Below are 21,305 nucleotides of genomic sequence, written 5' to 3' on the forward strand. Positions count from 1 at the left end.
GCATCAGGGGGTCAGGCAAGCAGCGAGCGGCCGATGATCTCCTTCATGATCTCGGTCGTGCCGCCGTAGATGGTCTGGATGCGGCCGTCGGTGAACGCCCTGGCGACCGGATACTCCGCCATGTAGCCGTATCCGCCGTGGAGTTGGAGGCAGCGGTCGGCGACACGCTTCTGCAGTTCGGTGGCCCACCACTTGGCCATCGAGGCGTGCACGGAGTCGAGCGTCCCGTCGGAGTGGTCGACGATGCAGCGGTCGAGGAAGGTACGGGTGACGGCGCACTCGGTGGCCATCTCGGCGATCTCGAACCTGATGTGCTGGAGCTTGGCGAGCGGCCGTCCGAAGGCCTCGCGCTCCTTCACGTACCGCGTGGTGATCTCCAGCAGGTGTTCGGCCGCGGCGATCCCGGCGACCGCTATGCCCATCCGTTCCTGCGCGAGATTGGTCATCAGGTGGATGAAGGCGCCGTCCCGCTCGCCGAGCAGGTTCGCCTTGGGGACGCGGACGTCGTTGAAGAACAGCTCGGCGGTGTCCTGGGACTTCTGGCCGATCTTGTCGAGGTTGCGACCTCGTTCGAAACCCTCCGCGCCACGCTCGACGACGATCAGCGAGAGCCCCTTCGCGCCGCCCTCGGGGGTGGTCTTCGCCACGACGACCACCAGGTCGGCGAGGATGCCGTTGGAGATGAAGGTCTTGGACCCGTTGAGGAGCCAGTGGTCGCCCCTGTCCTCGGCGGTGGTGCGGATGCCCTGGAGGTCGGAGCCCGCGCCGGGTTCGGTCATGGCGATGGCGGTGATGGTCTCGCCGCTGCAGAAGCCGGGCAGCCAGCGCCGTTTCTGCTCCTCGGTGCCGAGGCCGGTGAGATAGGGGCCGATGATGTCGTTGTGCAGCCCGAGCGCGAGGCCCGGCGCACCGGCCCGGGTGAACTCCTCGGCAAGTACGGTGCTGTACCGGAAGTCGGTGTTGCCACCGCCCCCGTACTCCTCGGGCACGGCGAGGCCCAGCAGCCCCTGCCGGCCGGCCGCGAGCCATGCCTCGCGCGAGACGATGCCGTCCATCTCCCACTGCTCGTAGTGCGGGAGGACCTCCTTGGTGAGGAAGGTGCGCACGGTCTCGCGGAACGCGTCGTGCTCTTCGGTGAAGATCTGCCGCTGCACGGGGTCCTCCTGGGGGCCGGTTCTTGACGGTGGGAAGGGACCGGGCCGGTCGGGGCCCGGCGGGGATCACGGCCTCGCGATGCCGGGTACGCCCCAGTCGGCGGCGACGGCCTCGATGTCCGCGCCGGGCCGCGCGGGCCCGCCGCGCACGGAGACGGGGGTCGCGGAGAAGCGGGGTGCGGGTGCGGGCTGGGTGAGCCCGTCGTGCTCGACGAAGGTGGAGCGGGCGGCGAGGTGCGGATGGTGCGGCGCCTCGCCGAGCGAGAGGACGGGGGCGACACAGGCGTCCGACCCTTCGAACACCTCGGTCCACTCGGCACGCGTACGGGTCCGGAACCGGTCGGCGACGACGGTGCGCAGCTCCTCCCACCGGCCGATGTCGCCGCGGTCCAGGGCTTCGTCCCCGATCCCGAGGAGCCTGCCGAACTCGTCGTAGAACCGCTGCTCCAGCGGCCCGACCGCCATGTACTGGCCGTCGGCGGTCTCGTAAGTGCCGTAGAACGGGCAGCCGCCGTCCAGGAGGTTGGTGCCGCGCCGGTCCTGCCAGCTGCCGGCCGCCAGCATTCCGTGGATCATCATGGCGAGATGGGCGGCGCCGTCGACGATCGCGGCGTCCACGACCTGGCCCCGGCCGCCGGGGGTGCGGGCGTGCTGGAGGGCGGCGAGCACGCCGACGACGAGATAGAGGGAGCCGCCCGCGTAGTCGCCGATGAGATTGGCCGGGACGGTGGGCGGCTCGCCGGGCTTGCCGATCATGGAGAGGGTGCCGGTGAGCGCGATGTAGGCGATGTCGTGACCGGCCCGTTCGGCCAGCGGTCCGTCCTGGCCCCAGCCGGTCATCCGTCCGTACACGAGCCGCGGATTGCGGGCCAGCGCGGCGTCGGGTCCGACGCCGAGGCGTTCGGCGACGCCCGGCCGGTAGCCCTCGATCAGGATGTCGGCGCGCGCGGCCAGGTCGAGCACCTTGGTGGCACCGCCCTCGGCCTTGAGGTCGACGAGCACGGAGCGCTTGTTGCGGTTGGTGAGGTCGTACGCGGGGTCGAGGCCCAGCCCCGCGCCGCCGGGCCGGTCGACCCTGACGACATCGGCACCGAGGTCGGCCAGGAGCATCGCGGCGAACGGGCCGGGTCCGATGCCGGCCAGTTCGACCACCCGCACCCCTGCCAGTGGGCCGTGCGAGCCGTGCTCTGTCGTTGCCATCAAGCCCCCAGCGGTATGACACAACTGATGTAACATCGATGATGCTAAGAACGCACCACGCTCCGCACAAGCCCTTTGGCCGAGCAAGCGCTCAGACCGACCGGCCATGGGCGGGCGGTCGGTCTTCGTTCCTTCTCCGCGGGATCCTCCCCCACCGGGGCCGCCCTGTCGCACACCGCCACGACCCCCTCCGCTAGCCTCTGCCTGCCACATCGGCACCGGCCCCCGCGGAGGCATTCGTGAACAGGCAGATCGGGGCACAACGCCCCTACGACGTTGTTCTCTTCGGCGCCACCGGCTTCGTGGGCGCCCTCACCGCCGAATATCTGGCCGCCCACGCACCCTCCGGCTGCCGCTGGGCCGTGGCCGGACGGAGCCGGGCCAAGCTGGAGCGGCTGCGCGAACGTCTCGCCGCGATCGAGCCGCGCTGCGCGGACCTCCCGCTGCTGCACGCCGACGCCGACGACGAGCACTCGCTGCGCGAACTCGCCGAATCCGCCCATGTGGTGGCCACCACGGTGGGCCCCTACGTCTGGTACGGCGAGAAGCTGGTCGCGGCCTGCGCCGAGGCGGGAACGGACTACACGGACCTCACCGGTGAGGCCGAGTTCGTGGACCGGATGTATCTGGAACACGACGCGCGGGCCCGCGAGACCGGTGCCCGGATCGTGCACGCCTGCGGTTTCGACTCCGTACCGCACGACCTCGGGGTGTACTTCACCGTCCGGCTACTGCCGCAGGGCGTGCCGCTGACCGTCGACGGCTTCGTGCGCAGCAACGCCGTGTTCTCCGGCGGTACGTTCGCCTCGGCGCTCACCGCCATGGGCCGTGGCCCGCGGCTGCTGCGCGCTGCCCGGGAACGCCGGCTGCACGAACCGCGGCTGATCGCCCGCCGGGCCCGTGCCCCGCTGGGCGCCCCGCACTTCAGCACGGAGACCGGCACCTGGGCCCTCCCGCTGCCGACGCTGGACCCGCAGGTCGTCACGCGCTCGGCGCGGGCACTCGACCGCTACGGCCCCGACTTCCGCTACCGCCACTTCGCCTCGGTGCGGCATCTGCCGATGGCCCTCGGCGGCACGGCCGCGGCCGGCGTGCTCCTGGGCGCCGCACAGATTCCGGCGGCCCGGTCCTGGCTGATGGACCGGTACGAGCCGGGCAGGGGGCCGGACGCGGAGCGCCGGCGGCGCAGCTGGTTCACCGTGCGCTTCGTCGGCACGGGTGGCGGGCACCGGGTCTTCACCGAGGTCTCGGGCGGGGATCCCGGCTATGGCGAGACGGCGAAGATGCTCGCCCAGTCCGCGCTCTGTCTCGCCCTGGACGAGCTCCCGCCGACATCGGGGCAGGTCACCACGGCCGCCGCGATGGGTGACGCGCTGCTGGAGCGACTGCGCTCGGCCGGTCTGCGCTTCCGGGTCGCCTCCGCCCGCTGAACCGAGGCCCGGGGCGGCACCCACTCGTTCGGGTGATGTACGACGCATGTCCACAACTCCTCGTTCCCCAGGGGAGCGGGCGCTGGCGCCGCTTCGCGGGTTCCTCGGCTGCGCCGCACGGATCGGCGCTTTCACTACGCTCTGCGTCCCGCAGGTCGACGCACCCGGGCATGCTCCCGATGCACGGCGCTGACCTGCGGCTATGCACACAGAGAGTCGGGGAAGAACGATGACGGACAACACTGTGGCGGGTCGCGAGGAACAGCCGGGGCGGGCACTCGCCGGGCTACTGAGGAACTGGTGGGAGTCGTCGGCGCGCGGCGGCCGCGAGAAACCCACTCAGCAGTCCCTCGCCAAGCGGCTGGGGATCGACCAGACCACCCTGTCGCGCTATCTGAATCCCGCTCACGCCTCCAACGCCCCGTGCCGGATCATCGAGCAGTTGCACTCGGCGCTGCGGGCCCCCGCCGACGACCTCGACCGGGCCCTCGCCCTGGCGCGGACGGCAGCGGCCGGGAAACGGCCGGCGACGCCGGACCCGGCACCCGTGCCCGCCGGGTCGGCCGACCACCACGATGCGGCGGCCCGTTGGTGGGACCGCTCCCCCGTCATGTTCCCGTCCCTGGCCGTCGCGTCGATTCTCCTGCTCGCGCTCGGCTGTTCCGTGTGGTGGCTGGTGCCGACCGGCGGACAGAGCGACGCCAAGGCCACGACGAACGTGTCGGACCGGCCGTCGCAAGGCACGGACTGGCCACTTGCCCGCAAGGGCAATGTGCTCTGGAAGGCCCGTACGGTGCAGCTGCTGCTGCGCGCGAACGGCTTCGACGTGAAGGTCGACGCCGACTACGGTCCGGCCACGGCTCGGGCCGTCAAGGAGTTCCAGGCCGCTCATGGCCTGACCCCGGACGGCAAGGTCGGAAAGGACACCTGGCCGTTGCTGATCGTCACGGTCGACTCGCGCACGACGAAACCCGACGCCGTCACGGCGGTGCAGTACCTGCTGCACCGCGCCGGGGTGCCGACCGACAGCACCGGTACGTACACCCTCGCGACCATGCGGTCCCTGAAGGAGTTCCAGGAGTCCCGGAACCTGCCCGTGACGGGCGTCGGGGACGAGGTCACCTGGCGCGCACTGCTCAACGCCCAGGGGCCGGATCAGCACACATAGCCGTGGGGCTCAGAGCGCCCAGGACACCAGCGTGAAAATCATCGAGACGGCCCAGACCGCTCCCGCGATCATGCCGAGTGTCATCCCCACCGCGACCCGGCGCTGAGCAAGATAGACGGTGCCGGGTCGCGTGGACGTTCGATGTTCGTTCATGCGTACCAGCTTGCCGGTCGTGATCGGCAAACGGAATCCGTACGCATACTCAGGCGGTCGCCTCCCGCAGGGCCTGCCGGCAGAGCGAGTCGGCTCTGCGGGTGGTCTCCGGCTGACGGAAGTCGCGGGCCAGCAGCAGGGTGTGGGCGCAGGCGTTGTCCAGGCTCGTCCGGTGTCCGACGGAGACGAAGACGGGTTTGACGCCGTCCTGGGTGCGCAGCGCCCGGCCCACTTCCTCCTCGCCGTCGAGCAGCGGCGCCTGGTCGCCCCGGTGCGGGCCCGGCTGCTCGTACGAAAAGGTGAACGGGTTCTTGGCGACGCCGATCACCGGGAGACCGGTGAGCACACCGAGGTGGCTGGCGAGTCCGAAGCGGCGCGGGTGTGCCCGGCCGTATCCGTCACAGATCACGAGTCCGGGGTCGACCGGGAGGGATTCGAGCGCGGCCAGCACGGTCGGGATCTCGCGGAAGGCGAGGAGGCCGGGGACGTACGGAAAGGTGATCCGGCCGACGGCGGTGGTCTCGGCGACCACGTCGAAGGTCGCCTCGTCGAGGACGACCGCCGCCGCGACGACGACATCACGCTCGTCGTCGTAGGCGACGTCGACCCCTGTGACCCGGCCGGTGCCGGGCGGCGGACCGGGTTCGTCGAGCACCACGCGGGCGCGCAGGGCGTCCTGGACGGCTCGGGCTTCGGCCTCGTCGGCCGGCATCGCAAGGTTCGTCATGGTGCGGCCGAGTCTAGGCAACCGGCACGACGGCACCTGCGGCGGACGGCCGGGCCCAGCCGTCCGCCGGGACCGTCCCGCAGCCTGGCGATCATGTTCGTACTCGAGTTGACCTGCACCGCACCGGTCGATCGCGTCGACGCGCTGCTCCAGGACCATGTCGCCTGGCTGGACACGCAGTACGCGGCCGGGGTGTTCATCGCGTCGGGCCGCAAGAATCCGCGCGACGGCGGGGTGATCCTGGCCGTGGGGGACGACCGGGAGCGGATCGAGAAGATCGTCGCGGAGGACCCGTTCACGGCACAGGGCGTGTGCGCGTACCGGATCACGGAGTTCATCGCGACGAAGACCTCGGACGAACTCGCCCCGTACCGCCGGCAACTGCCCGGATAGCGGGCCCCGTCCCCCGGAGCGGGCCACACTCCGGGGGACGAGGAACGGGCTCAGCGCCCCACGCGCGCCACTCGTCCCTTCTCGCCCGCGGCCCAGCAGCCGCCGTCCGGAGTGCAGTCGACGGTGTCGTACGAGCCGGTGTCGACCGCGCGCCAGGTGCGGCCTCCGTCCGTCGTGAGGTCGGTGCCGGTCGGGCCGACCGCCAGCGCGCCGGATCTGCTGTGCGGCAGCCAGGCGACGCCCGAGCGATAGGCGGCCGGCGGGGTGGCGGCCTGGTGCCAGGTGCGGCCGCCGTCGCCCGTCACGGCCGCGGCGTCCGGCGACGGCTCACCGGACCGGAAGTCGCCGCCGACCGCGATGCCGTGGTGGCGGTCGCGGAAGGCCAGGCCGAAGACGCCGCGGGCCGGGTCGCCGGCCGGGATCGTCGATTCGGCCGCGGTCCAGGTCAGCCCGCGGTCGGCGGAGTGCAGCACCCGTGCGGTGGCGGCGCCGCCGGTCGCCAGCCAGACGTCCCGGGGGCCCGACGAGACCAGGCACTGGCCACTGGCGGCGAATCCGGCCTCACCCGGCTGTGCCGGCGGCATGCCCTCGGTGGGCAGCACCCGCCAGCTCCGGCCGCCGTCGGCGGTGGACAGGATGCGGTACTTCCCGTCCACAGGGTCGCTCATCGCCAGTCCGTGCCTGCTGTCGAAGAAGGTGAGGCAGTCGTAGAAGGCGCGTGCGTCGGTGTTGCGGAAGGACTCCGTCCAGGTCGCTCCCCCGTCGTCCGTGCGGAACACCCGGGATGCCTCGCCCTCCCCGATGGCCAGCGCAACCGCGCGCCGGGCGTCGAAGGCCTCGATGTCGCGGAATTCCAGCGCCTCCTGCGCCGCACCGGGCGGTGACACATCGCGCCAGTGCCGGCCGCCGTCGGTGGTGCGCAGCACCGTTCCCCCGGAGCCCGCGACCCAGGCGGTGCGGCGGTCGACGGCGGCGAGACCGCGGAAGCGTGCGTCGGTTCCGGTGTCGGTGAGCGTCCAGACCGGGCGCTCACCCGGGTGGTGCCGGTCCCACGGTGCGGCCGCGGCCGCCGGTGTGGCCAGTGTCGCGGTCAGCGCCGCCGCACAGAGCCCCCATGACATCAGTCGTCTCGTCTTCCCCTTGACCCTCATGGCGCCGGAAGGTAGCCCACGAGCTGTGCCCAGTCCAGGGCGCGCCGCCGGGAAGTAGCCGTGCGAGGGGGCGGTGACACAGCTCACGCCACCTTTCGGTGCACGGATGAGGGGCTTCGGTCGTCTGTATCAGTGCCGGGAACCGTTCATCTGGCCGAGAAAGGGAGCAGGTCTTGTCCACCGTCATCCAGCAGTCCGTGCAGGCCCGCATGGTCGCATCCGCGCCGCGGATGGAGACACTTCCCGCCACCCTGCAGTACGACCCGAAGGATCCGTTCACCGTCCGCATGGCGTTCCCCGCACCGGCGACCCTGGAAGGCACCGAGGTCTCCTGGGAGTTCTCCCGCGAGCTGCTGACGGCGGGGATGGACGGGGCGGCCGGCGTCGGGGACGTACGCGTCAGGCCGTTCGGCTACGACCGTACGGTCCTGGAGTTCCATGCCGCCGAGGGAATCGCGATGGTGCACGTCCGCACGGCGGAGTTGCGCCGTTTTCTGGGGCGGGCGCAGGAAATGGTGCCGGCCGGCGACGAGCACCGGTTCCTGGATCTCGACCGCGGTCTGGCCGAACTGCTCGGCGGACCCTGCTGACCCCTCCTCTCAGACGGGCCGGCTCCGGCGAGGGGCGGCCAGGGCCCCGGGCGATCGGCGGGCGCCGGATCATCTGTGGAGCAGGGCCCAGGCCTTGCAGCCGGAGGGAGGCAGCGCGGGCGCAAGCCCCAGCCCTCGCCGTGCGCGCCGACCGCGGCGGCCGGCAGTCACATGCTGTCGCCGCGCCGCTCCCGGGATTTCTCGGACTTCACGGCCGAGCCGTGGGAGGGGTGCTGGTCGTAGAGGGCGATGCGCGGTGGGTCGAACTGCCAGTGCACCCACAGGAGCATCTCCCGGTCCGAAATGAACCGGTGGGCGGTCGCGACCAGTTCGGAGGCGGCGAGTACGACCGTCTCACGTAGCGCTGGAAGGCCGTGCCGGGTGAGGAGATCACCGACGGCTACGAGTCGGTGGTCCACGAGGCTGCGCTGCGCATGCAGTTCGCCGGTCCGAGGGTGGCGCGGGCCCAACTGGACCACATCGCCGAGCGGTCCGAACGGGTCCGGGTGATTCCGTTCGCGGCCGGCGGCTTCCCGGGCGCCGGACAGTCGTCGACGACCAGGGCAGGGCCTGCATCGGCTCCACCACGGACGCCACCACCCATGTCAGCGATTCCATGGAGGCACTGCGGGCGCTGATCTCCGCGGTGAGGTCAGGCGCGGCGGGCCATCTGCTCCGACCACGCAGCCGACCCTTTCCGCGCCCCCGCGAGCGTCAGCCCCGAGTGCGCCGACCAGTTCGGAGCGCCCGCGCACCGGGGGCCGGCCGGTTCCTGGCATGCGTACATAACGTCACATAACGGGGCATCGGAGGGGTCGGCTTGGCGGTGGGCTTACCTCAGCCTTAACCTACGGACTCGTAACCTACGTACCCGTAGGTACTTCTCCCGTTCCCAGGAGTTCCCCGTGACGATCACCGCTCCCCACCTCGGCAGCCCCAAGGCGTGGACCGACGCCCAGCTGCTGTACGCCCTGGAAGAGGTGGTGGAGAAGGAGCTCAACCGCCATCTCAAGGTCGCCAAGGACTGGATGCCCCACGAGTACGTTCCGTTCTCCGACGGACGGAACTTCCCCGGCGTCTTCGAGGACGGTGAGGCCTGGCAGGCCGACCAGTCCAAGGTCACCGACATCGGCAAGGTCGCGCTGGTGGTGAACCTGCTGACCGAGGACAACCTCCCCAGCTACCACCACGAGATCGCCTCGCTCTTCGGCCGCGACGGCGCCTGGGGCACCTGGGTGCACCGCTGGACCGCCGAGGAGGGCCGGCACGGCATCGTGATGCGTGATTACCTGCTCACCTCGCGCGCGGTCGACCCGGACAAGCTGGAGCGGTTCCGGATGGCACACATGTCGGACGGCTTCGAGTCGGACAACCGGCATTCGATGCTGCATTCCGTGGCTTACGTCGCCTTCCAGGAGCTGGCCACCCGCGTCTCGCACCGCAACACCGGCCACCAGTCGGGCGACCCGGTCTGCGACCGCATGCTGGCGCGCATCGCCACCGACGAGAACCTGCACATGGTCTTCTACCGCAACCTCCTCGGTGCGGCCTTCGAGCTCGCCCCGGACCTGACGATGCAGGCCGTGCGCGACGTCATCGTCAACTTCCGGATGCCCGGTCACGGCATGCCGGGCTTCGAGCGGGCCGCCGCGCAGATGGCGATCGGCGAGATCTACAACATGCGCATCCACCACGACGACGTGATCCAGCCCGTGCTGCGCTTCCTCAAGGTCCTCTCCATCGACGGCCTGGGCCCCGACGGCCTGAAGGCGCAGGAGGAGCTGGGTCTGTACATGGGCGGCCTGGACACGGAGGCGGCGAAGTTCGACGAGAAGCTCGCCGCCCGCAAAGCCCGGATGGCCGCGCGCGCCGGCGTCTGACGCCCCCGAAGGTCGCCTCCCCGCCGGACGGGCATGCTGTTGCCTCGTCCGGCGGCCCCTGCGGACCGACGCCCCGAACCACTCTCACAGCGTTTCGTTCAGGTCCCGCGCGTAGTGCTCGATCGCCGCCCGGTACCGGCGCACATACGGGTCCGTGCTGTCGGCCGCGAGCAGTTCCAGCAGCAGGCGCATGGCTTCGTGGTGCTCACCGGTGTTGAACAAGGCCATGGCGAGAAACGTCCGCAGCGCCCCGTCGTCCGGGAACCGCCCGGCCCCCTCGCGCAGCACCTCGACGGCCTTGTCGTACTGCCCCAGTACCCGGTACGTGCTCCCGAGGCCGAGCAGGGCGCCCCTGCGGTCCTCCTCCGACAGCCCGGTCCCGGCCAGGCATTGTTCGTAGAACGGCACCGCTTCGGCCTCGAGACCGAGCACATCGTGCGCCCAGGCCGTCTGATAGGCGATCTCCGCGTCCGCGGGGAAGACGTCCGCGAGGGAGAGCAGGCGCTGCCGCGCCTCCTCCCGGTGGCCATCGGTGCGCAGCCGCACGGCCGCCGCGAGCAAGCCGTCCCGGTCGTGATCATTCATGCGGACATCGTCCCAGGCCGGCCAGGACGCTCAGCGCGGCCGGTCCTGCGCAGCCGTTCCCGCTCCTTCTCGGAGAGCCCGCCCCATACACCGAAGCGCTCGTCGTTGGCGAGTGCGTACTCCAGGCAGGCCACGCGCCCCTCGCAGGCGTTGCAGAGCTGCTTGGCCTCACGGGTCGAGCTGCCGGGGGCGGGGAAGAAGAACTCGGGCCCCGCCTGGGCGCACAGCGCGGTCTCCTGCCAGGCGATTGCGGGGTCGTCCACGGTGTTGATCAGCATGCGCCCACAGTGCCCGGTCGCGATAAACGACTGATCAACGCCTCATCAATACGGCGCGCCGATGAGTTCCGGTCAGGTCTGCGATGCTGTCGCGCTCTTGGTCAGGGCGTATTCTGCCCCGTCCGGACCGGCGACATGCGTCGGGAACCGGCGGTCGGCCAGTTCGTCGAGTTCGACGGCGGCCTCTGCTCCCTCCCGCCGGGGCGGTCTCGACGGCCGACGCGCCCTTCACGTACACGGCGTCGACGTCTGCGCGCCGCAGCGCCGCCAGTTGGGCGGCCCACCGGCCACGGTGTCCGGCGGCGAGTACGTCGACGAACGTGGCGTCGTCCGGTGCGAGTCCGGCGGCTGCGAGCACGTCCTCGCAGCCGCGCAGGGCCATGGCCCGCCAGAAGTCGATGGCGATGTCGTGCACGGGAACGGCGAGCCGCAGCCCGCGCAGGGCCTCGACGACGCGGACCGCGGAACCGGATCCGACGATTACGGCCTGGCGTTCCTCGATCCAGGTGAGACCGATCAGCCGGGTCCGCTCCGCGCGAACGGGCTCGCAGGGCGGGTACGTTGCCGCCTTCGCAGAACAGGCCGGGCAGGGCGTGGGTGAAGTGGGCAGCGCGGTCGGCACCGGGGGCGGGCCCTGGCGGTGCCGGTCACGCCCGCTTCGCCCTGGCGGTCCGGACCGCTCCGTCCGTGATCACGGGCACGCGCACCGACTGGTTCCTGGCGCAGGCCCGCTGCTGCGCACGGGCCCTGGATGTCCTGTTGCTCTCTCCGGCCGGGCGCCGGCCGCCCACGCCCTGAGCAACCTGGACCGTCGGCGCCGCGTGGCACGATAGGAATCGTCCGGGCAGGTGCCGGGCAGGACGGCAGCCGGGCTGCGCGGACAGAGGGACGTACATGACACAGGCCGGAGCGGCGGAGGACGGGGCGCCCACGGGAAGGGCCGCCCGGGAGTTGCTGACGCGGGCCGAACTGCTGCTGGAGACGGCGCGCGCCGTGCTGGCCGACCACTGCCGCGCCGTCGACGCCGTGCACACCGCGCTGAAGCCGCTGCTCGACTCCCTCGTCCGCCGGGAGCTCGCCGCCATCCCGGCCTCCAGGCTCAAGGACGTCACCGAGGGCAGGCTGCGGATCGGCGCGGTCGAGCAGGCCGGTTTCACCACCGTCGGCCAGGTCCACGAGGCCAACCGGTACGAGCTGCGGCAGATCCCCGGGGTCGGCGCACAGACCGCTGACCAGGTGCTCGCCGCGGCCGGCCAGATCGCCCACGCGGTGCGGGACACGGTCGCGGTCCGGATAGACGTGGACGCCCCGGACGGCGCCACGACCGCGCTGGTCGTCGCCCTGCACCGGCTGGTCGCCGCCGGTCCCGACGTCCGGCGGGCGGTGGACGCGGCGGGCCGGCTCGTCGAGCGCCTCGAACGCCTGCTGGCCGCCGCAGGTCCCGCGCGCGGCCGGCTGCGCATGCTGTTCACCGGGCGGGAGGCCCGCTCCCTGGCGCTGGAGGCCGTCGCCGAGGTGCGGACCGCCGTCGCCGAGGCGGAGGGGCGCGAGCTGCCGCTGTTGTTCGGGCAGGTCTCGGTGGATCTGCTGCGGGCCCCGGAGTCGGACCTCGCGGCGTGGGTGGATTTCGAGCTGCGGCCCGCCGAGTACTACAGCCTGCTCGCCGAGTTGTCCGGCACCGGCCCGGACCGGGACGCGGCCGAGGGGTTCCTGCCGTCCGGGATGGCAGACCGGGTGCGCGGTCTGCGGCTGGACGACGCCCATCTGCGCGTCTCGCTGCGCGGCTACCAGTCGTTCGGCGCGCGGTTCGCGCTCGCGCAGAAGCGGGTGATCCTCGGTGACGAGATGGGGCTCGGCAAGACCGTCCAGGCCATCGCCGCCCTCGCGCATCTCTCGGCGCGGGGCGAGACCCACTTCCTGGTGGTCTGCCCGGCCAGCGTGCTGATCAACTGGGCACGCGAGATCCGCGCCCGCTCCACGCTGCGCACCCTGCCGGTGCACGGCCCCGAGCGACAGTCGGCCTTCGGGGAATGGCGTCGCGGCGGTGGGGTCGCCCTCACCACGTTCGACGCCCTGCACACGCTGCCGGCCGCCGCGGACTGCGGCCTGCGGCCCGGCATGCTGGTGGTCGACGAGGCCCACTACGTCAAGAACCCCGCCACCCGCCGGTCCCAGGCGGTGTCCGGCTGGACGCAGCACACCGAACGGGTGCTGTTCCTGACCGGCACGCCCATGGAGAACCGCGTCGAGGAGTTCCGCAGCCTGGTCCGTCACCTCCAGCCGGAGCTGGCCCCCTCGATACACACCACCCACGGAGCCGCCGGATCGCTCGCCTTCCGCAGGGCGGTCGCCCCGGCCTACCTGCGGCGCAACCAGGTGGACGTGCTGACCGAACTCCCGGCGCTGGTGCAGGTCGACGAGTGGGAGGAGTTCAGTCCGGGCGATCTCGGCGCCTACCGCGAGGCGGTGGGCGCCGGGCACTTCATGCGGATGCGCCGGGCCGCGTACGCCCGGCCCGGCACGTCCGCGAAGCTGAACCGGCTGCACGAGCTGGTGGCCGAGGCTGCGGACAACTGCCTGAAGGTCGTGGTGTTCTCCTACTTCCGCGAGGTGCTCCACACCGTCGGACAGGCTCTGGAATCACCCGTGTTCGGCCCGCTCTCCGGAAACCTCCCGGCCGCCCGCCGGCAACGGCTGATCGACGACTTCGGAGCCGTGGACGGTCATGCCGTGCTGCTCAGCCAGATCCAGGCGGGCGGTGTAGGGCTGAACATGCAGTCGGCGTCGGTCGTCATCATCTGCGAACCGCAGATGAAGCCGACGACGGAGCATCAGGCGGTGGCCCGCGTCCATCGGATGGGCCAGATACGGACCGTCCAGGTGCACCGGCTCCTCGCGGCCGACAGCGTCGACGAACGGATGCTGGACATTCTGGCCCGCAAGGAGCGGCTGTTCGACCTGTACGCACGGCGCAGCGATGTCGCCGAGACGACGCCGGACGCCGTGGATGTGTCGGACGGGGCTCTGGCCCGACGCATCGTCGAGGAGGAACAACTGCGCCTCGCGACCGGAACGGCCAAAACGGCCTCGCCGGCCGCGCCCACCGGGACGGACAGGACGGCCCGAGACGTGGTGCCGGAGAGCTGACGCCGTCCGGGCCGGCGGACCGGCGGCGTCGGGGCTCGCGGGCCGGCGGTGTCAGGATCCGTGTGCCGCCGGGTCGTGCGCGGCCGTGTCCTTCTGTGCGCTTCCGGACGCCGTGTCCCGTGTCGTCTTGTCCGGCGCCGTCTTGTCCGGCGCCATCTTGTTCCGAGTCGTCCTGTCCGGCGCCTTGTCCCGGGCCGTCCTGTCCGGCGCCTTGTCCCGGGCCGTCTTGTCCGGCGCCGTCTTGCCCGGCGCCGTCTTGCCCGGCGCCGTCATGTCGTGCGGCTCGTACCCCGGCACCGTGCCGTCCGGCTTGGCGACCAGCAGCAGTCCGGCCATGCCCATGTCGGAATGGCTCTGCACATGGCAGTGGTACATCCAGGCGCCCGCGCCCACGTGTTCGCCCGCGACGACCTGGAAGCCGAAGGAGTCCGCCGGGCCGACGATCTTCGTGTCGATGACCCTGCTCGGGTCGTCGGGGCCGGTGAGCAGGCCGGTCCGGTTGTCCGCCCAGCGATGACCGTGGATGTGGAACGTGTGGTAGTACTCACCGTGCGTGATCATGACCACTTCGAGCCGGTCCCCCACCGTGGCCTCGAAGTTCGGGCTCTCGTGGGCCGGCTTGTTGTTGATCGTCATGTCGTTGAAGACGATCGTGATCGTCTTGTCCGGCAGGATGTCACCCATACGCCGGACGATCAGCGGACCGTAGAGGCCCTTGCGGATGCCTCCGGTGCCGTGGTCCGTGCCGACGACATGGTCGTGGTAGTGCCAGTAGCCCGCACTCCCCGGCTGCCAGGTGCCGTCCTTGCGCCGGCCGGGGGCGTGGGTGCGCCAGGTGTAGGTACGGGTCCCGCCCGGTTCGACGATGCTCTTGTTCATCCGGGTGCCGTCGCTGGCGATGTCGTAGTCGACGCCGTGCGCATGGAGGCTGACCGGCACATCGGCCGTGTTCTCGAACTCGATGTGCAGGGTGTCTCCCTCGTTGATCTCGATGAGCGGCCCCGGCACCGACGCCTTGCCCTTCTCCAGCCCGTACCCCATCTGACCGTCCGCCAGCTTCTCGGCGTACAGCTTGAGATGGCGGACCGCACCGCCCGCCGGGGCGGTAGCCAGTGCAAGCTCCGCCGAGCTGGCCTCGATCGAACCGAGGGACAACGATGTCAGGCCGGTCGCGGCCGCCACTCCGCCGCCGACCAGCATCCGCCGGTTGAAGCTCCTTCTGTCCATGCCGAACTCCCCACTGCACCAAGGAATTTGGAGCGCCGACTCGCCCCGGACAAGGCCCACACCGTAGCCGGAGGAACGCAGTTTATCCACAGTCAGGACAAAGTTCGTGGAATTGCCGCCATAGCTATTGGCGGGCCGCGAAAAGAGGTCTACCTTCATGCGCTGTTGCAGTGACCAAAGAGGGGTGGGTGACCACATGCAGCGCACACCACATCACAGGTCCAGATCGCGACGCGGACTCGCGGCGGGCCTCGCGACCGGCGCACTGACCGCTTCCCTGCTCGGCGCCAACACGGCTGCGGCCAGGCCCTTTCCGGAGCCGCCCGGATCCTCGGCGACAACGTTGTCCCTGCCGTCGCCGCCGGGCGGCTCCGACGTCAAGGTGCTGGTGTTCCACGCCTCGGCCACCGAGGAGTCCCCGACGGTCGACGCCGGGATCGCGGCGATCGAGAGGATCGGGCTCACCGGTCCGGAGACCGGCCGGTTCAGGACCGTCGCCACCGACGACCCCACGGTCTTCACCAACGGCAAAAAGCTCGGCAGGTACAACGCCGTGGTCTTCCTGACCGGCGGCGGCGATGTCCTCGACCCGGAGCAGGAGGCCGGTCTGGAGGCGTACATGGAGGCCGGCGGCGGCTTCCTCGGCATCCATGACGCCGCGCGCACCGAGCCGTACTCGGACTGGTTCACCGGCCTGGTCGGCGCCCGCCCGGCGGCGGACGGCCCGGCCTCCGTACAGCGCGCGACGGTCGAGATCGGCGACCGTCAGCATCCGGCGACGAAGAACCTCCCGCTGGAGTGGAAGCGACCCGACAAGTGGCTGAACTGGACGAAGAATCCGTCCGGCGACGTGCACACCGTGGCGCGCGTCCGCGAGATCACCTACAAGCCGGGGGCGAGTGCCAACGGCTGGGACCACCCGGTCTCCTGGTGCCGCGACTACGACGGCGGACGGTCCTTCTACACGGCTATGGGCGGTACGGTCGACAGCTTCGCGGAGACCGACTTCCGTGACCATCTGCGCGGCGCGCTGAACTGGACGACCCGGATCTCGCAGGCCGACTGCAAGGCCACCATCAACGCCAACTACAAGGCCGAACGGGTCACCCAGCCCAACCAGCCGGGCCGGAACGACCAGATCGGCGAGCCGCACGGCCTGGTCGCCGCCCCCGACGGACGCGTGCTGTACATCGGGCGCGGCGGCGCCGACGGCAGCAGGCCGGTCGTCACCGACTGGAACGACCCGGACATCGGCAAGGGGCTGGGGCAGATCCATGTCTACGACCCGAAGACCAAGAAGGTCACCCTCGCCGGCGAGCTGACGGTCTTCGGCAACAAGGGCGGTGGGGACGAACTGGTCAAGGTCGAGGAGGGGCTGCTCGGCATCGAGCTGGACCCGGACTTCGAGAAGAACGGCTGGGTGTATCTGCACTACACCCCGCACTCGAAGCTGGACCGCGACAAGCAGATGGCGGTGCGTCAGGTCTCGCGCTTCACCATGGACCTGTCCACGAACAAACTGGATCTTTCCTCGGAGAAGGTGCTGCTGCACTGGCCCGTCCAGGTCCACAGCTGCTGCCACGCGGGGGGCGGGATGGCCTGGGACTCCAAGGGCAATCTGTACATCGCGACCGGTGACAACAACTCCTCCGGCTTCAGCGACGGTTACTCGGGGAACAACCCGCAGCCGAACTACAAGGGCGTCTCGTTCGCCGACGCCCGCCGCACCGCGGGCAACACGAACAACCTCAACGGGAAGATCCTGCGGATCCACCCGGAGGACGACGGCACCTACACGCTGCCCGAGGGCAATCTCTTCACCGGCGAGGAGCCCGACGAGGGCGGCGGCAGGACCCGCGGCGAGATCTATGTGATGGGTGTGCGCAACCCGGCCCGGATCTCCGTCGACAAGTCGACCGACACGCTGTACGCGGGCTGGGTCGGCCCCGACGCGGGCTCGCCCTCCACCACCTGGGGCCCGGCCAAGTACGACACGTTCGCCGCGATCACGAAGGCGGGCAACCACGGCTGGCCGTACTGCATGGGCAACAAGCAGCCCTACCGGGACCGCAGTCTGCCGGACCCGTCCAAGCCGCTCGGCTGGTACGACTGCGACCACCCGAAGAACGAGTCCCCCAACAACGACGGTCTGGTGAATCTGCCGCCGGTCACCTCCAACACCATCTGGTACTCCCCGCAGGGCGGTGGCGTGGACTACCCGCGCGACGCGAACGGCGTCCCCAGCTACAAGGCCGAGGACCAGAAGCAGCTGCTGCCATGGCTCAAGGGCGGCGGCCAGGCCACGATGAACGGCCCGGTCTACCGGTACGACGCGGCAAGTACCAGCGCCGACAAGTGGCCCTCGTACTGGGACGGCAAGTGGTTCGTCGGCGACTTCTACGACGGTACCCAGCCCCGGCACGCCGTGCTCACCGATCCGAAGACGGTCGGCAAGGGCGGTCTGCCCACGCACGCCGAGTCCCTGAAGAAGATCATCCCGGTCGGGGCGGACGGCATCCGCAACCTGATGGACTGGAAGTTCGCCCCGGACGGTTCGCTGTACGTCCTGGACTACGGGCGCGGCTTCTTCACCTCCGATTCCAAGTCCGCGCTGTGGCGCGTGACCTACAAGGGCGGCGGTCCGACCCCGGCCGCCGGTGATCTGGCCAGGAAGGCGGCAGTGCGGTGAGACATCGTCCGGTCCTCTCGCGAAAGCGGTGCCGTCCGGCCCGGTTGTGGCTCGCGCTGCTGGGTTCGTTCCTGATGGTGCTGGGGCTGACCTCGACGGCGGCGTACGGCCGTACGGCGACTCCCGCCGGTGCGGCGGCCGAGCAGGTCCTCACCTGGACCGCGGGCGACCCCATCGACCACTATCTGTCCGCCCCGAAGACCGCGGTGGCCGGCAAGGCGACCATCGTCTTCGAGAACAGTGCGGCGACCGGCAACACCACGGGAATGCCGCACACCCTCACCTTCAGCGTCTCGGACCCGGAGTTCAACAACGACGTCACGCTGAACATCCTGGCCAACCCGGCCGACGACCAGGGCGGCAGGCACACCGCCGAGGTCACGCTCACCCCCGGCCGGTACTTCTACCACTGCACCATGCCGGGGCACGAGGCGATGCAGGGCATCCTCACCGTGACCGAGGACGGCGGCGGCGAGGACACCACGGCGCCCGGGACCTCGGCGAAGGTGGACGGTGACAAGAACGCCGACGGCGCGTACGTCGGACAGGCCACGGTCACCGTCTCGGCGACCGACGACGGCTCCGGCGTCGACACCGTGGAGTACGCGGTGGGGGCGGACGGCGCCTGGCAGCCGTACACCGCGCCGGTCGTGGTGAACGAGGTCGGTACGCACACGATCCGCTACCGGGCCACCGACAAGGCGGGCAACACGGCGGCGGAGAAGTCGGTCGGCTTCGCGGTCGCCGCACCGCCCACGGACGACAAGACTCCGCCGGAGACCTCGGCGACCGTGTCCGGCGAGAAGGACGACCAGGGGCGGTACCTGGGGATGGCGACGGTCACCGTGACCGCTTCCGACACCGGCTCCGGCGTCAACACCATCGAGTACGCGCTCGGTGCGGACGGCGCCTGGCAGCCCTACACCGCACCGGTGATGGTGCACGAGACCGGCACCCACCTGGTCCGCTACCGGGCGACCGACAGGGCCGGCAACCCGGCGGCCGAGAAGTCGGTCGACTTCACCGTCGTCGCACCGCCGACGCAGGACAAGACTCCGCCGGAGACCTCGGCGAAGGTGGAGGGCGACAAGAACTCCGACAACGCCTACATCACCAGCGCCAGGGTGACCGTCATCGCGACCGACGCCGAATCGGGCGTGGACAAGGTCGAGTACTCGCTCGACGGCGGCCCGTACCTCGCGTACACCACCACCGTCATCGTCGACCGCGTCGGCTATCACACCGTGGCCCACCGGGCGACGGACAAGGCCGGCAACACCTCCGTCGCCAAGCAGGTGTCGTTCACCGTCGCGGAGAGCGGGGGCGTACCGGCGCCGAACTGCCCGGAGTTCGACGAGCGGCTCACCGTCATCGTCGGCACGGTCGACACCGGGGTCCCCAACCGCATCACGGGCAACCGCTGCACGATCAACGAGCTGATCGAGGACGAGAAGGACTGGTCGTCGCACGCGCTGTTCCTCAAGCACGTCGACGGTGTCCTCGACAAGCTGCTCGCCGCCGGTGTGATCGATGCCCGTGAGCACAAGAAGATCTACCGGGCGGCCAAGCAGTCGGGGATCGGCATGCCGGGCCAGGACGAGGGCTACAAGAAGCTCTTCGACGGCACGGCGGAGTCCTTCGCCAAGTGGCAGCAGGTCGGCGGCGGAAAGTTCGGGCTGAACGCGGACGGCACCCTCACCAGTTCCACCGCGGTGAACGGCATGGGCATGCTCTGGTTCCCGGGCCGGCAGTACGGCGACTTCTCGCTCAAGCTCCAGTGGCGCGACGACGCCCCGGGCACGGGCAACGCCAACAGCGGAGTGTTCGTCCGCTTCCCGAACGTACACGACAACCCGGAGGAGCCGCGTCCGGAGTGGGTCGCCATCAAGTACGGCCACGAGGTGCAGATCCTCGACCGTCCGGACGGCGACATGTACAAGACCGGCTCGGTCTACGGCTTCGACCGGCTCGGTCTGGCCGGCGCCGGGGTCACCCCCAAGGGCACCTGGAACGACTACGAGATCCGGGTGGTGGACCAGCACTACTCGGTCTACCGCAACGGTGTCCTGCTGAACGAGTTCGACAACAACGGCGGTCAGGTCTTCGAGCCGCCGCGCGGCGACGACCCGGGCACCGACGGCAGGCGGTACGCCTCCGGCTACATCGGACTCCAGGTCCACAGCACCACGGACGTGGTCTCGTACCGCGACATCCGTATCAAGGAGCTGTAGCCCGGACCCGGATCAGGTGGCCGTGGCCGCATGCCGAGGCATGTGGTCACGGCCTCCCGGGTGCCGGTGGCGCCACACCCAGAACACCGTGCAGGAGACCACCGCCCAGGCCGCGGCGAGGATGAACACCAGGACGGTCGCGGGGAAGTACGGCGACCCCTTGTACACGGCCCACTTCTCGGCGCGGGTCAGCGGTCTGCCATGTGCCCCGTGCGGGGCGGAGGGTTCCGGGCCGGGAGCGTTCATCCCGCAGTGTTCTCGTCGTGCCGGGCCCGGCTCGGCTGGACCCGTTTCGGCTCGCCGGGCATCTTCGGGTACTCCGGCGGGTACGGCAGGTCGCCGAGTCCGCGTTCCCGCTCGTCCCGGTCCGCCAGCTCCAGCAGCGCGTCGAGCCGGAAGGCGTGGTCGTCCATGTCCGCGTGCACGTCGCCCACGTCGGCATAGCGCTTCGGCATGGTCCTGATGTCGAAGTCGCCCGGTTCGGCGTCGTCGATCTCCTCCCAGCGCAGCGGGGCGGAGACCGGGGCGTGCGGGCGGGGACGTACGGAGTAGGCGGAGGCGACGGTGCGGTCACGGGCGGTCTGGTTGAAGTCGACGAAGATCCGCTCGCCGCGCTCCTCCTTCCACCAGGCCGTGGTCACCCGGTCCGGCATGCGGCGTTCCAGTTCGCGTCCGGCGGCAATGGTGGCGCGTCTGACCTCGGTGAACGTCCACTCCGGGGCGATCGGGACGAAGACATGGATGCCCCGGCCGCCGGAGGTCTTGGGCCAGCCGCGCAGCCCGTGGTCGTCGAGCACGGTCCGCAGCTCGTGGGCGGCGCGCACCGCGTCGGCGTAGTCCGTGCCGGGCTGCGGGTCGAGGTCGATGCGCAGTTCGTCGGGGTGATCGGTGTCGGTGCTGCGGACCGGCCAGGGGTGGAAGGTGAGGGTGCCGAGGTTGGCCGCCCAGATGACGGCGGCGAGTCCGGTGGGGCAGATCTCGTCGGCGGGACGGCCGCTCGGGAAGGCGATCCGTGCCGTGGGGATCCAGCCGGGGAGGTTCTTCGGGGCGCGCTTCTGGTAGAAGAACTCGCCCTCGACGCCGTCCACGAAGCGCTGGAGGGTGGTGGGCCGGTCGCGCAGGGCGCGGGTGATGCCGGGGCCGACGGCCAGGAAGTACTCGGCCACGTCCCTCTTGGTGTAGCCCTTCTCCGGGAAGTAGACCTTGTCCGGACTGGAGATACGTACGGCCCGTCCGTCGGCTTCGAGCTCCACTGCTTTCACCGCTGCACTCATGACGGTCACGGTAGGCCTGGCTCACATA

19 protein-coding genes and 2 pseudogenes are annotated in these 21,305 nt (G+C 70.7%); 9 read left to right on the top strand and 12 right to left on the bottom strand.

Annotation, left to right across the window (positions count from 1 at the left end):
* Positions 1-11: 11 nt before the first annotated feature.
* Together ACWCQ6_RS19640 and ACWCQ6_RS19645 are read right to left on the bottom strand one after the other, a co-directional pair.
* Positions 12-1,154: an acyl-CoA dehydrogenase family protein gene (locus ACWCQ6_RS19640; protein ID WP_451090770.1), complete on the bottom strand. Its 1,143-nt coding sequence runs from the start codon at positions 1,152-1,154 to the stop codon at positions 12-14.
* A 66-nt stretch (positions 1,155-1,220) separates the two neighbouring features.
* Entirely contained in the window at positions 1,221-2,354 is a 1,134-nt protein-coding gene (locus ACWCQ6_RS19645; RefSeq protein WP_451090829.1) for a CaiB/BaiF CoA transferase family protein, read from the bottom strand.
* A gap of 239 nt (positions 2,355-2,593) precedes the next feature.
* On the opposite strand from ACWCQ6_RS19645, the gene ACWCQ6_RS19650 reads away from it, so the two are divergent.
* Both ACWCQ6_RS19650 and ACWCQ6_RS19655 read left to right on the top strand, forming a co-directional pair.
* Positions 2,594-3,784, top strand: coding sequence for a saccharopine dehydrogenase family protein (locus tag ACWCQ6_RS19650; RefSeq protein WP_451090772.1), 1,191 nt, complete (start codon positions 2,594-2,596; stop codon positions 3,782-3,784).
* Positions 3,785-4,013: 229 nt separating this feature from the next.
* Positions 4,014-4,952: a peptidoglycan-binding protein gene (locus tag ACWCQ6_RS19655; protein WP_451090774.1), complete on the top strand. Its 939-nt coding sequence runs from the start codon at positions 4,014-4,016 to the stop codon at positions 4,950-4,952.
* A 9-nt stretch (positions 4,953-4,961) separates the two neighbouring features.
* On the opposite strand, the gene mmpA is transcribed toward ACWCQ6_RS19655, so the two are convergent.
* Together mmpA and ACWCQ6_RS19665 are read right to left on the bottom strand one after the other, a co-directional pair.
* On the bottom strand, positions 4,962-5,105 hold the full coding sequence (mmpA, locus tag ACWCQ6_RS19660; protein ID WP_451090776.1) for a morphogenic membrane protein MmpA: 144 nt from the start codon (positions 5,103-5,105) through the stop codon (positions 4,962-4,964).
* A 49-nt stretch (positions 5,106-5,154) separates the two neighbouring features.
* Positions 5,155-5,832, bottom strand: coding sequence for an endonuclease V (locus ACWCQ6_RS19665; RefSeq protein WP_451090778.1), 678 nt, complete (start codon positions 5,830-5,832; stop codon positions 5,155-5,157).
* A gap of 93 nt (positions 5,833-5,925) precedes the next feature.
* On the opposite strand from ACWCQ6_RS19665, the gene ACWCQ6_RS19670 reads away from it, so the two are divergent.
* A complete protein-coding gene (locus tag ACWCQ6_RS19670) occupies positions 5,926-6,225 on the top strand; it encodes a YciI family protein (protein ID WP_451090780.1) in 300 nt (99 codons plus the stop codon).
* 50 nt (positions 6,226-6,275) lie between these two features.
* On the opposite strand, the gene ACWCQ6_RS19675 is transcribed toward ACWCQ6_RS19670, so the two are convergent.
* A complete protein-coding gene (locus ACWCQ6_RS19675) occupies positions 6,276-7,376 on the bottom strand; it encodes a WD40/YVTN/BNR-like repeat-containing protein (RefSeq protein WP_451090782.1) in 1,101 nt (366 codons plus the stop codon).
* Between the two features lie 173 nt (positions 7,377-7,549).
* Here ACWCQ6_RS19675 and ACWCQ6_RS19680 point away from each other — a divergent pair, with 173 nt between their 5' ends.
* Positions 7,550-7,966, top strand: coding sequence for an SsgA family sporulation/cell division regulator (locus ACWCQ6_RS19680; RefSeq protein ID WP_451090784.1), 417 nt, complete (start codon positions 7,550-7,552; stop codon positions 7,964-7,966).
* A gap of 167 nt (positions 7,967-8,133) precedes the next feature.
* Here ACWCQ6_RS19680 and ACWCQ6_RS19685 read toward each other — a convergent pair whose 3' ends face one another.
* Complete coding sequence (locus ACWCQ6_RS19685; RefSeq protein ID WP_451090786.1) at positions 8,134-8,385, bottom strand: hypothetical protein; 252 nt, start codon at positions 8,383-8,385, stop codon at positions 8,134-8,136.
* 15 nt (positions 8,386-8,400) lie between these two features.
* On the opposite strand from ACWCQ6_RS19685, the gene ACWCQ6_RS19690 reads away from it, so the two are divergent.
* Both ACWCQ6_RS19690 and ACWCQ6_RS19695 read left to right on the top strand, forming a co-directional pair.
* A complete protein-coding gene (locus ACWCQ6_RS19690) occupies positions 8,401-8,604 on the top strand; it encodes a Scr1 family TA system antitoxin-like transcriptional regulator (protein ID WP_451090788.1) in 204 nt (67 codons plus the stop codon).
* A gap of 267 nt (positions 8,605-8,871) precedes the next feature.
* Complete coding sequence (locus ACWCQ6_RS19695) at positions 8,872-9,846, top strand: acyl-ACP desaturase (protein WP_451090790.1); 975 nt, start codon at positions 8,872-8,874, stop codon at positions 9,844-9,846.
* Between the two features lie 84 nt (positions 9,847-9,930).
* On the opposite strand, the gene ACWCQ6_RS19700 is transcribed toward ACWCQ6_RS19695, so the two are convergent.
* The 3 genes and pseudogenes from ACWCQ6_RS19700 to ACWCQ6_RS19710 form a co-directional block, all read right to left on the bottom strand.
* Positions 9,931-10,431 carry a tetratricopeptide repeat protein gene (locus ACWCQ6_RS19700; RefSeq protein ID WP_451090792.1) on the bottom strand — a complete coding sequence of 167 codons (501 nt, stop codon included), beginning with the start codon at positions 10,429-10,431 and terminating at the stop codon, positions 9,931-9,933.
* Positions 10,428-10,709, bottom strand: coding sequence for a WhiB family transcriptional regulator (locus ACWCQ6_RS19705; RefSeq protein ID WP_451090794.1), 282 nt, complete (start codon positions 10,707-10,709; stop codon positions 10,428-10,430). Before ACWCQ6_RS19705 ends, ACWCQ6_RS19700 begins: the two co-directional genes overlap by 4 nt.
* Before the next feature lie 144 nt (positions 10,710-10,853).
* Positions 10,854-11,335 (bottom strand): annotated as a pseudogene (locus ACWCQ6_RS19710) (ABC transporter substrate-binding protein); the annotation flags it as partial.
* 268 nt (positions 11,336-11,603) lie between these two features.
* Here ACWCQ6_RS19710 and ACWCQ6_RS19715 point away from each other — a divergent pair.
* Positions 11,604-13,856 (top strand): DEAD/DEAH box helicase, encoded by a 2,253-nt coding sequence (locus tag ACWCQ6_RS19715; protein WP_451090796.1) that lies wholly within the window; start codon positions 11,604-11,606, stop codon positions 13,854-13,856.
* Between the two features lie 51 nt (positions 13,857-13,907).
* Here the strand turns inward: ACWCQ6_RS19715 and ACWCQ6_RS19720 are convergent, their stop codons facing one another.
* The gene (locus tag ACWCQ6_RS19720; RefSeq protein ID WP_451090798.1) at positions 13,908-15,083 is read right to left on the bottom strand and encodes a multicopper oxidase domain-containing protein; all 1,176 of its coding nucleotides are present in this window, start codon (positions 15,081-15,083) and stop codon (positions 13,908-13,910) included.
* 196 nt (positions 15,084-15,279) lie between these two features.
* Between ACWCQ6_RS19720 and ACWCQ6_RS19725 the strand changes: the two genes are divergently transcribed.
* Positions 15,280-17,772, top strand: coding sequence for a ThuA domain-containing protein (locus tag ACWCQ6_RS19725; protein ID WP_451090800.1), 2,493 nt, complete (start codon positions 15,280-15,282; stop codon positions 17,770-17,772).
* A 74-nt stretch (positions 17,773-17,846) separates the two neighbouring features.
* Positions 17,847-20,003 (top strand): OmpL47-type beta-barrel domain-containing protein, encoded by a 2,157-nt coding sequence (locus ACWCQ6_RS19730; protein ID WP_451090831.1) that lies wholly within the window; start codon positions 17,847-17,849, stop codon positions 20,001-20,003.
* A gap of 12 nt (positions 20,004-20,015) precedes the next feature.
* Here ACWCQ6_RS19730 and ACWCQ6_RS19735 read toward each other — a convergent pair.
* Positions 20,016-20,186 (bottom strand): annotated as a pseudogene (locus ACWCQ6_RS19735) (ABC transporter permease); the annotation flags it as partial.
* Between the two features lie 59 nt (positions 20,187-20,245).
* Positions 20,246-21,256, bottom strand: coding sequence for a non-homologous end-joining DNA ligase (gene ligD / locus ACWCQ6_RS19740; protein WP_451090833.1), 1,011 nt, complete (start codon positions 21,254-21,256; stop codon positions 20,246-20,248).
* Positions 21,257-21,305 lie beyond the last annotated feature (49 nt).

This window comes from Streptomyces sp. NPDC001880 (genome assembly GCF_053594575.1).

Coding starts and splice junctions, on each gene's coding strand:
- ACWCQ6_RS19645 (WP_451090829.1), bottom strand. CDS start 2,354: ATGGCAACGACAGAGCACGGCTCGCACGGCCCACTGGCAGGGGTGCGG.
- ACWCQ6_RS19655 (WP_451090774.1), top strand. CDS start 4,014: ATGACGGACAACACTGTGGCGGGTCGCGAGGAACAGCCGGGGCGGGCA.
- mmpA (WP_451090776.1), bottom strand. CDS start 5,105: ATGAACGAACATCGAACGTCCACGCGACCCGGCACCGTCTATCTTGCT.
- ACWCQ6_RS19665 (WP_451090778.1), bottom strand. CDS start 5,832: ATGACGAACCTTGCGATGCCGGCCGACGAGGCCGAAGCCCGAGCCGTC.
- ACWCQ6_RS19670 (WP_451090780.1), top strand. CDS start 5,926: ATGTTCGTACTCGAGTTGACCTGCACCGCACCGGTCGATCGCGTCGAC.
- ACWCQ6_RS19675 (WP_451090782.1), bottom strand. CDS start 7,376: ATGAGGGTCAAGGGGAAGACGAGACGACTGATGTCATGGGGGCTCTGT.
- ACWCQ6_RS19690 (WP_451090788.1), top strand. CDS start 8,401: ATGCAGTTCGCCGGTCCGAGGGTGGCGCGGGCCCAACTGGACCACATC.
- ACWCQ6_RS19700 (WP_451090792.1), bottom strand. CDS start 10,431: ATGAATGATCACGACCGGGACGGCTTGCTCGCGGCGGCCGTGCGGCTG.
- ACWCQ6_RS19705 (WP_451090794.1), bottom strand. CDS start 10,709: ATGCTGATCAACACCGTGGACGACCCCGCAATCGCCTGGCAGGAGACC.
- ACWCQ6_RS19715 (WP_451090796.1), top strand. CDS start 11,604: ATGACACAGGCCGGAGCGGCGGAGGACGGGGCGCCCACGGGAAGGGCC.
- ACWCQ6_RS19720 (WP_451090798.1), bottom strand. CDS start 15,083: ATGGACAGAAGGAGCTTCAACCGGCGGATGCTGGTCGGCGGCGGAGTG.
- ACWCQ6_RS19725 (WP_451090800.1), top strand. CDS start 15,280: ATGCAGCGCACACCACATCACAGGTCCAGATCGCGACGCGGACTCGCG.
- ACWCQ6_RS19730 (WP_451090831.1), top strand. CDS start 17,847: ATGGTGCTGGGGCTGACCTCGACGGCGGCGTACGGCCGTACGGCGACT.